Origin of the sequence: Kitasatospora sp. MBT66 (assembly GCF_000710405.2) — a bacterium.
Classification (GTDB): domain Bacteria; phylum Actinomycetota; class Actinomycetes; order Streptomycetales; family Streptomycetaceae; genus Kitasatospora; species Kitasatospora purpeofusca.
In genome coordinates this window covers 132,784-141,435 of the sequence record NZ_JAIY01000020.1, presented here as the reverse complement: position 1 = coordinate 141,435, position 8,652 = coordinate 132,784, and the positions used below count along the sequence as shown (strand labels likewise).

The window sequence follows — 8,652 nt, the reverse complement described above, 5'->3', positions numbered from 1 at the left end:
TCGAAGATGCCGGCCGCGACGCCGTCGCCGCCCGCGCCGTTGTAGACCGGCAGGTTGCCCTTGATCCACACATCGAGGCAGGACTTGACGAGCTTCTGCCGGGACGCGTCGGTGGCCGCCGCGTCGGAGAAGTACTTGGAGTACGTCCAGCCGCCCAGCGAGACGACGACCTTCAGGTTCGGGTACTTCGCCTTGAGCTTCTTCAACTGGTTGAAGTTGCCCCGCAGTTTGCCCCAGCCGTCGTCCGCCACGCCGTCGATCGACTGGGCGGCGCTCATCGGGCGGGCGTAGTCGGCGTCGGCGTCGCCCGCGCCGGTGCCCTGGTCCGGGTCCTGCGGGTCGGCGGTGGTGCCCTTGGTGACGCCCGCCATGCAGGTCAGGTTGACCGGGTCGATGTTCTCGAAGGCGTAGTTGATGACGTCGAGCTTGGCCGCGCTGCCCGAGGTGTCGAGGTTCTTGACGAAGTACTGGCGGCCGTAGATGCCCCACTGGGTGAAGTAGCCGACCCGGGCGTACTTCCCGGCGCCGACCAGGTCGGAGGTGGTGACCTTCAGCGGTGCGGTGGCGGGCGAGGCGTTGTCCGCGCCGTCCCTGGCCTTGACGGTGAAGGTGTAGGCGGTGGACGGGGAGAGGCTGCCGACGGTCGCGGCCAGGGTGGAGCCGGTGACCGTGCGGACCAGGGCGCCGTCCTGGTAGACGTCGTACGCGGCGACCTTGAGATTGTCGGTGGCCGCGTTCCAGGCGAGCGTCACGTCGCTCGAACCCACCGCCGTGGTACGGAGGTTGGTGGGCGCGGTGGGCGGCGTCGGGTCGGTCGCCGGGTCGAAGGTGGAGGCGGTGACCGGCGCGCTCGCCGGGCCGAGGTTGCCGCGGGTGTCCTTGGCGCGGACGGTCAGCGTGTAGCTGGTCGCCGGGGTGAGGTTGGTGACCACGGCGTCGGTGGTGGTGCTGCCGCCGACCACGGTGCTGCCGTTCAGCACGTCGTAGGAGGCCACCGGGAAGTCGCCGCCGGTCGCGGCGGGCCACTTCAGCGCGAGCGTGTGGGCCGTCGCGTCGGTCACCGCGGGGGTGCCGGGCGCGGACGGCAGGACGTCCGAACTGCCGTCGCACTTGTCGCCGTTGATGCGGCAGCCGGTGGGCGTGCCGACCGGGCCGTTGGCGACGAACCAGAAGCTGTACGGCTCGGTGGTCTTCCCCGCGGGGACGTTGGCGTTGTAGAACGCGGCGACGGCGGTGACGTGGCGGCCGTTGACCGTCGCGGTCCCGTTGTAGCTGTTCTGGACGGTCACGCCGGCCGGGAGGTCGAACTCCAGGGTCCAGCCGTTGACGGCGGTGGTGTTGTCGTTGCGGACGATGTAAGTGCCCTTCCACCAGGAGCCGTTGTTCTCGGTGGTGAAGGCGGCGGTGAGCTTGCCGGCCGCGTTGGCGGGGGTGGCCAGGGCGGTGATCGCGGCGAGGGGGAGGAGCAGGACGGAGAGCAGCGCCAGCAGTCTGCGGCGGGTGCGGCGCGCCTGGTCTCGGCGCGTGCGGGATCGGACGGACATGGTTCTCCCTGTGACTGTGGGGTTGGACAGGGTGGCGCAGAACCGTGCGGGTGGAGCCCGGTGGTGCCTGGTGGTGCCCGGTCGGGTGCTGGGGTCGGTGCGTGGTCGACCGGTGCCCGCGTCGTGGGGGACGCAGCATGGGGCACTGTAGGAGGTACAGACCAATGCGTCAACAGGTCTGTACCACTGCCGAGTTGATCGAATTCGGCGGGCCGGGGCCGGGGCCGTCAGCCCCGGCGCGGGTGGCCGGACAGCTCGTCGCCGAGCGGGCTGCGGCTGTACAGCACCGAACGGCCGTGCCGTGCCCGGTTCACCAGCCCGGTCCGGTGCAGCACCGCCAGATGCTGGCTGATCGCGGCCGGCGTCACCCCCAGCCGGTAGGCGAGGTCGGTGGTGCTGGCCGGCTCGGCCAGCAGCGCGAGCAGCCGGGTCTTCGGTGCGCCGAGCAACTGCTCCAGCGCGCGCGGGGTCGCCGACGCCGCCGGAGCGGTCATCCCCGCCTGCCCCCGGGCCGGGTAACTGATCTGCGGCGCCCGGTCGTTGCTGATCATCGTGATCGCGCCCCGGGCGAAGAAGGTCGGCACCAGGACCAGCCCGCGACCGTCCACCGTGATCTCCCCGTCCCACTGCTTCCAGCGGCGGTCGACCGACAGCAGCCCGTCCGTCCAGCGCAGCCGGTGGTCCAGGTCGGCGAACAGCGCGGCCGCACCCTGCTGCGCCAGCACCCGGGAGCGGTAGACCAGGTCGGCCTCCAGCACCGCCCTGGCCTTCGGCCACCAGCCCGGTGCCAGGCAGCACTCCCAGTACTCCTCCAGCGCGTCGGCGATCCGCGCCAGCAGCCGGGCCGGGTCGGCCAGGCCCGCCGCGAGCAGTGGGGGCAGCGACTGGTGGTGGGGCAGGAAGGTCTGCTCCAGCTCGGGTCGCAGCCGCTCGGGCGGCAGTGCCCGGACGGCGGCCAGCTCGGTGCGGAAGTCCGGCCACGGGGTGGCCGGGCGGGGCGTCAGGAAGTCCGGGATCCAGCGGTGCACGGAGACCAGCGAGAGCAGCAGTGCGGAGTCCAGCCGTTCGAAGGCGGGGCGCAGTCGCTCGAAGGCGGCGGACTGGAGGGGGAAGTACCCGGGGTGGGTCCACATCCGTAGGCTGAGCGCGGCCTCCTGGACGGGGGAGCAGGCGAACCAGGTGGTGGCGAGGTCGGCCAGGCCGAGCTTGAACCGGTGCACGCGACCCCCGCTCCCTGTTCCCGTCCGCGTCGCCGCGCGTCCGTGGCACGTCCGTGGCACGTGTCCGTGCCGCCCGTGCGCTGCTGGTTTTAGCCTGAGCCTAAATGATTACTGCCGAGCGGCGGCGGCGGGGTGTGATCGTGACCATGACCACCGCACCGGCGGCGACCGCCGCGCCGAGTTCCGACCTCCCCGCCTCCGGGGCGTCCCGCCTGCTGCACCCCGACCCGACGGTGCGCCGGCTCGCCCGGATCACCCTGCTCAACACGGTCGGCAGCGGCCTCTCGCTCTCCGTCGGCGTGCTGTTCTTCACCCGCTTCCTCGGGCTGAGCGCCGGTCGGCTCGGTTTCGCGCTCACCGCCGCCGGGCTCTGCGGGGTGCTCGCCAGTGTCCCCGCCGGACGCGCCGCCGACCGCTGGGGGTCCAGGCCGGTCCTGGTCGCGCTGGTCGCCCTCACCGGCCTCGGCACCGCCGGGTACACCCTGGTGGACGGCTACCCGGCGTTCGTCGCGCTCGCCTGCCTGGTCGCCGCCGCCGACCGGGGCTCGGCGGCCGTGCGCAACGCCCTGTACGCGGAGGTGCTGCCCGCCGACAAGCGGGTCGCGGGCCGGGCCTACCTGCGGGTGGTGACCAACGTCGGGCTGTGCCTCGGGACCGGGGTCGGCGCGATCGCGCTCCAGGTGGACTCGCGGGCCGGCTATCTGACGGCGATCCTGGCGGACGCGGCCTCGTACCTGGCCGTCGCGGTGCTGTTCCAGCGGCTGCGGGTGCCGGGGTGGTCGGGTGTCGCGTCGGCCGAGGCGGTCGAGGCGAGCAAGCCCGTCGAGAACGGCTCGGCCGGGGGAAGGGGGCGCAACCCGGCGCTGCGGGACGGGCCGTTCCTGGTGGTGACCGCGCTCGGCTCGGTGCTCGCCCTGCAGTTCGCGATGCTGGAGGTCGGGGTGCCGCTGTGGATCGTCCAGCAGACCGACGCGCCCCGGATCACCGTGGCCGGCACCCTGATCGTCAACACCGTGCTGGTGATCGCGTTCCAGGTCCGCGCGACCCGGGGCACCGAGCACCCGGCCGCCGCCGCCCGGGCCTGCGGACGCTCCGGGCTGATCCTGGCCGCCTCCTGCCTGGTCATCGGCCTCGCCCACGGCACGCCCGCCGCGCTCGCCGCGGTGGTGGTCCTGGCCGGCGTGGCACTCCAGGCGGTCGGCGAGGTCCTGGGCCAGGCCGGCACCTGGGCGCTCAGCTACGACCTGGCCGGCGAGCGCTCGCACGGCGCCTACCAGGGTGTCTTCAACGCGGGCATGTCCGCCGCGCTGATGATCGGCCCGGCCGTCGTCTCGACCGCCGTCATCGGCCACGGCCTGGTGGGCTGGGCCGCCCTCGGCGCGCTGCTCGCCGGCGCCGGCCTCGCCATGGGCCCCGCCGTCCGGTGGGCCCGGCGGCGGGGCGCGGTGCCGGCCTGACGCGCCGGGGCCGCCGGGGCCGACGGGGGTCGCCCGTCGGCTACTCCGGGACCACCGCGAAGGCCTCGATCTCGATCAGCACCTCCGGCAGGAACAGCGCCGCCACCTGCATCGCCGAGCTCGCCGGCAGCGGCAGACCGCCGAACGCCTCGTCCCGGGCCTCGCGGACGGCCGGCATGTGCGCGATGTCGGTGAGGAAGTACGTCAACTTGACGACATGCGAGAAGTCCGCGCCCGCTGCGGCCAGGCAGCGCCGCAGGTTCTCGAAGACCTGCCGCGCCTGCGCCCCCGGGTCGCCCTCGCCGACCAGTTGCCGCCCCTCGTCGAAGGCGACCTGCCCCGACACCGCCACCAGCCGCCCGGTTGCCGTCACCACCTGGGTGTAGCCGGTCCCGGGAGCGACCCCGGGCGGCTCGGCGATGTGGGTGAGGCCGCTGCTGGTGGGCTGTGATTCCGTGGTCATGGGCCCATCGTGGCCGACAGCCGATCACCGCACCACGGCTTTCACGGAGGGTATTCTTCCGGTGTGCGCCACGTGACGAGAGCGACCGCCGCGAAGGAGACCGCTTCGTGAGCACAGCCCACCGACTCCCCGGCGACTACAGCACGGTGACGGATCCCGAACAGGCACTGAAGTACGCGATCCAGCACATCGCAGTCGCCCGTGCCGAGGTCGTCGAGGGAGCCATCACCCTGCTCTCGTCGACCTGGGCGCACGAGAACGCCGCCGAGCTCGTCCGCCGACAGCTGACGGCGCGCTTGGAAGCATTGGGGCTGGTGTCCGGAGCAGGCAATCTCGACCTGCCCGGATCGGAGAACTGGTTCATCCCCGACCTCGCGGTCGTACCGGCGGACCTGGCGGCGAAGACCGAGGGCGCTCTGCTCCCGGACCGGACGCTGCTGGTGGTGGAGGTCACCTCGCCCTCGAACGGCGAGACCGACCGGACGGTGAAGCGTCGCCGGTACGGCCAGTACGGGGCGCCGATCTACCTCCTGGTCGACCGGCAGCACCGGGCCTGCACGGTGTTCAGCGAGCCCACCCGGCTCGGCTACGCCGTCGAGGACGGGCCGCACGCCTTCGGGGTGCCCGTCCGGCTGCCCGCGCCGTTCGAGCTCGACCTCGACACGTCGCGGCTCTGAGCGGCCGGGGGCGTCACCGGCGGGGATCCGGGCGTCGGGAAGCCTGGCCGAGGGGAGGGTGGGCATGTCAGAGTCGTGCGGGCGCCGCCGCCCACCCGTGGTCGCGGCCCCGTTCCGACCCACCCTCAGCCGGAAAGCAGGACCGTACCGATGACCAGTGAAGCGCCCTTCGTCCGTGTCTCCACCGAGGACGCGGTCACCACGCTGACCCTCGACTCGCCGCACAACCGCAACGCGCTCTCCCGTCGGCTGATGGCCGAGCTGACCGCCGGGCTGGCCGGGGCGGCCGCGGATCCGGAGGTGCGCGCGGTGGTGCTGACGCACGCGGGCAAGGTGTTCTGCGCCGGGGCGGACCTCTCGGAGGCGACCGGGGCGGACCCGACGGTCGGGCCGCGCGGGCTGGTCGACCTCCAGCGGGCGATCGTGGACTGCGCCAAGCCGGTGATCGCCGTCATCGACGGGCACGTGCGGGCCGGCGGGCTGGGGCTGGTGGGCGCGGCCGATCTGGCGATCGCCGGACCGGCCGCCACCTTCGCGTTCACCGAGGTCAGGCTCGGCCTGGCGCCGGCCGTGATCTCGCTGCCGCTGCGCCCCAAGCTGGACCCGCGCGCGGCCTCCCGGTACTACCTGACGGGCGAGGTGTTCGACGCGGCCGAGGCCGCCCGGATCGGTCTGGTCACCCGGGCGGCCGACGCGCCGGAGTCGGTCGAGGTCGCGCTGAAGGAGCTGCTGGACGCCCTGCGGCTGGGTTCGCCGCAGGGCCTGGCGCAGTCCAAGCGGCTCGCCAACGCCGAGGTGGTGCGCTCCTTCGAGCGGGACGCGGACGAGCTGGTCGAGCTGTCGGCGCGGCTGTTCGGCTCGGAGGAGGCGCAGGAAGGCATGCGGTCGTTCCTGGAGAAGCGGCCCGCCCGCTGGGTGCGCTGACGGCTGTCACGGCCGCTCGGCTCAGCCGATCGTGGCGGTCTCGCGCCAGAGTTCGAGCAGCGCCTCGTCGCCGGAGTGCTCCACCCGACCGGTCCCGGCGGGCAGCCGGTTCCAGAGCAGCAGGTAGAGGTCCCGGGCCGGGCCGGTGAGGGTCAGATCGGCCGGGGCCTCGGTGAGCTCGACGGACAGCGGTTCCTCGCTGACCGTCGCCAGCCAGCGGCCGGGCCCGTCGGTCGTGCTGACCAGCACGGTGCGCGGCCGCTCGCTGCGGAGCGTGGAGCGGTCGCGGGACAGGAAGCCGCGCAGCAGTTCGTCGATGCCGTCGAGCGCGAGCTCCGGTGCGGTCGCCGGTCCCTCGGCGCCAGCGGCCGCGTCGGCGTCGATCCGGTGCACGGCCGTCTCGTGCGCCTGCCGGCGGGCCCAGAACGCGAGCGGGCTCGGGGCCGTCGGCAGGAAGGTCCAGCAGTCCAGGTCGGCCGGGGCGGCGAGGAGGGTGTCGACCAGGGCGCCGTGGCCCGCGCGGAACCAGTCGACCAGGACGGCGTCGTCCGGCTTCTCCGCCCAGATCGCCTGCTGGCTCGCCTCGTCCATCGGGGTCGGCCGACCGTCCCGGAGGTGGGTGGTGGCCCAGCGGTGCACATGGCCGGTGTGCAGGACGAGGTCCCGCAGCCGCCACTCCGGGCAGGTCGGGACGGGGGCGTCGAGCTCGGTGCGGGCGGCGGCGTCGGCGAGCAGGCCGCCCTCGTGGCGCAGGGCGTCGATGTGTGCGGTGATCTCCATGATCGGGATTCTGGCAGCATCGGCGGTATTCGGACGCGTGTTCCCATGGATGGGCGGCGAAAATGTTGCGAGGGCGTGCCGACGCGGCCCGTGTGACCTTGGCCGCCTCCGCGCCGGGCGGACCGTACGGACCGGTAACGTGAGCGCATGTCGATCACGCGTTCCCTGTTCAGCGCCGCCCGGGCCGGCGGCCGGCGCGCTGCGGGGCGGCTCGTCCACCGGGGCTGGCAGTGGGTGCAGCGGGCCGGCGCGGTCTCCAGCGAGAACCCCGGGCCGTACCGCTTCGGGGAGCTCGGCGCGGGCACGAAGCTGAGCTTCCCGCTCGGCGCGGTCTTCAACGAGCAGTGGATCACCATCGGCCCGTTCTCGATCATCGGCGAGCGGGTGACCATCAGCGCGGGCTTCCTCCCCGGCCTGGACCTCGGGCCCGAGCCGATCGTGCGGATCGGCGGCGGCTGCGTGATCGGCCGGGACAGCCACATCGTCGGCCACCAGTCGATCGTGCTGGGCGACGACGTGTGGACCGGGCCCGGCGTCTACATATCCGACCAGGCGCACGAGTACCGGGCGACGGACCTGCCGATCGGTAAGCAGTGGCCGCGCAACGAGCCGGTGGAGATCGGCTCCGGCAGCTGGATCGGCACCGGGGCGGTGATCCTCCCCGGCGCCCGGCTGGGCCGCAACGTGGTCGTCGCGGCCGGCTCGGTGGTGCGCGGCGAGGTGCCGGACCACACGGTGGTGGCGGGCGCGCCGGCCAGGGCCGTCCGCCGCTGGACGCAGGAGGAGGGCTGGCAGCCGCCGTTCCGCAACGAGCCGCCGAGCCCGCTGCCGGACGACATGACCGCCGCGCAGCTGCGCGCGCTGGCGGGCTGGGACCTGCGGCTGCCGGGCGAGTCCGAGGTCTGAGGCCGGGCGGCCAGGATCCGAGCGGCAGGCCCTAATTCGGTTGCCGCCGCTCCGCGGGGTCGGATAGGAAGCTCGCATGCTTCGAGGAGAGAAGATCGGGCTGCGGGCCCGGCACGAGGACGACCTTCCGGTCCTGCTGACCGAGCTCCACGACGACGTGGCCAACTCCTCGCGGGCCGAGAGCGCAGCGTGGCGGCCGATCCCGCCCGGCTCGAAGGAGTCCCGGGTCTCGCTGGACCGCACGGACGACGCGGTCGTGCCGTTCTCCGTGGTGGAGCTCGACAGCGGCGCGCTCCTCGGCAGCGCGAGCCTGTGGGGCATAGACAACCACAACCGCTCCGCGCACCTCGGGCTCGGGCTGCTCCCCTCCGCCCGCGGGCGGGGCCACGGCAGCGAGGCGGTCGCGGTGCTGTGCCACTACGGCTTCGTGGTGCGCGGCCTGCGGCGGCTTCAGGTCGAGACCCTCGCGGACAACGCCGCGATGCTCCGCGCCGCCGAGGGCAACGGCTTCGTCCGGGAGGGCGTGCTGCGCTCCTCGGCCTGGGTGATGGGCGAGTTCCTGGACGAGGTGCTGCTCGGCCTGCTGGTCCAGGACTGGAAGGCCCGGGGCTGACGAAGGGCAGGGGTCAGGGGGCGGCCCGGGTGTCCGCGGCGGCGCGTTCGGCGTCGCGGGCGGCGAGG

Annotated in this window: 9 protein-coding genes; 5 read left to right on the top strand and 4 right to left on the bottom strand. The window is 73.6% G+C overall.

All coding sequences use genetic code 11. The features are described 5' to 3' along the window. Together BI06_RS41685 and BI06_RS41680 are read right to left on the bottom strand one after the other, a co-directional pair. On the bottom strand, positions 1-1,544 hold a 1,544-nt coding region (locus BI06_RS41685; RefSeq protein ID WP_043477313.1), incomplete at its 3' end, for a glycosyl hydrolase family 18 protein. Between the two features lie 227 nt (positions 1,545-1,771). Beyond that, positions 1,772-2,764: an ArsR family transcriptional regulator gene (locus BI06_RS41680; RefSeq protein ID WP_043477310.1), complete on the bottom strand. Its 993-nt coding sequence runs from the start codon at positions 2,762-2,764 to the stop codon at positions 1,772-1,774. 146 nt (positions 2,765-2,910) lie between these two features. Between BI06_RS41680 and BI06_RS41675 the strand changes: the two genes are divergently transcribed. Then, the gene (locus tag BI06_RS41675) at positions 2,911-4,221 is read left to right on the top strand and encodes an MFS transporter (protein WP_158516532.1); all 1,311 of its coding nucleotides are present in this window, start codon (positions 2,911-2,913) and stop codon (positions 4,219-4,221) included. A gap of 40 nt (positions 4,222-4,261) precedes the next feature. Here BI06_RS41675 and BI06_RS41670 read toward each other — a convergent pair whose 3' ends face one another. Continuing rightward, positions 4,262-4,684, bottom strand: coding sequence for a RidA family protein (locus tag BI06_RS41670; protein WP_030396920.1), 423 nt, complete (start codon positions 4,682-4,684; stop codon positions 4,262-4,264). Between the two features lie 107 nt (positions 4,685-4,791). On the opposite strand from BI06_RS41670, the gene BI06_RS41665 reads away from it, so the two are divergent. Together BI06_RS41665 and BI06_RS41660 are read left to right on the top strand one after the other, a co-directional pair. Beyond that, positions 4,792-5,361: a Uma2 family endonuclease gene (locus tag BI06_RS41665; RefSeq protein WP_051742919.1), complete on the top strand. Its 570-nt coding sequence runs from the start codon at positions 4,792-4,794 to the stop codon at positions 5,359-5,361. A gap of 150 nt (positions 5,362-5,511) precedes the next feature. Next, entirely contained in the window at positions 5,512-6,285 is a 774-nt protein-coding gene (locus BI06_RS41660; protein ID WP_030396918.1) for an enoyl-CoA hydratase family protein, read from the top strand. Between the two features lie 21 nt (positions 6,286-6,306). On the opposite strand, the gene BI06_RS41655 is transcribed toward BI06_RS41660, so the two are convergent. Beyond that, the gene (locus tag BI06_RS41655; protein WP_030396917.1) at positions 6,307-7,065 is read right to left on the bottom strand and encodes a maleylpyruvate isomerase family mycothiol-dependent enzyme; all 759 of its coding nucleotides are present in this window, start codon (positions 7,063-7,065) and stop codon (positions 6,307-6,309) included. Positions 7,066-7,212: 147 nt separating this feature from the next. On the opposite strand from BI06_RS41655, the gene BI06_RS41650 reads away from it, so the two are divergent. Further along, positions 7,213-7,971: a DapH/DapD/GlmU-related protein gene (locus tag BI06_RS41650; protein WP_030396916.1), complete on the top strand. Its 759-nt coding sequence runs from the start codon at positions 7,213-7,215 to the stop codon at positions 7,969-7,971. Positions 7,972-8,047: 76 nt separating this feature from the next. Next, positions 8,048-8,584 carry a GNAT family N-acetyltransferase gene (locus BI06_RS41645; RefSeq protein ID WP_030396915.1) on the top strand — a complete coding sequence of 179 codons (537 nt, stop codon included), beginning with the start codon at positions 8,048-8,050 and terminating at the stop codon, positions 8,582-8,584. Positions 8,585-8,652 lie beyond the last annotated feature (68 nt).

Coding starts and splice junctions, on each gene's coding strand:
- BI06_RS41670 (WP_030396920.1), bottom strand. CDS start 4,684: ATGACCACGGAATCACAGCCCACCAGCAGCGGCCTCACCCACATCGCC.
- BI06_RS41660 (WP_030396918.1), top strand. CDS start 5,512: ATGACCAGTGAAGCGCCCTTCGTCCGTGTCTCCACCGAGGACGCGGTC.
- BI06_RS41650 (WP_030396916.1), top strand. CDS start 7,213: ATGTCGATCACGCGTTCCCTGTTCAGCGCCGCCCGGGCCGGCGGCCGG.
- BI06_RS41645 (WP_030396915.1), top strand. CDS start 8,048: ATGCTTCGAGGAGAGAAGATCGGGCTGCGGGCCCGGCACGAGGACGAC.
- BI06_RS41655 (WP_030396917.1), bottom strand. CDS start 7,065: ATGGAGATCACCGCACACATCGACGCCCTGCGCCACGAGGGCGGCCTG.
- BI06_RS41675 (WP_158516532.1), top strand. CDS start 2,911: ATGACCACCGCACCGGCGGCGACCGCCGCGCCGAGTTCCGACCTCCCC.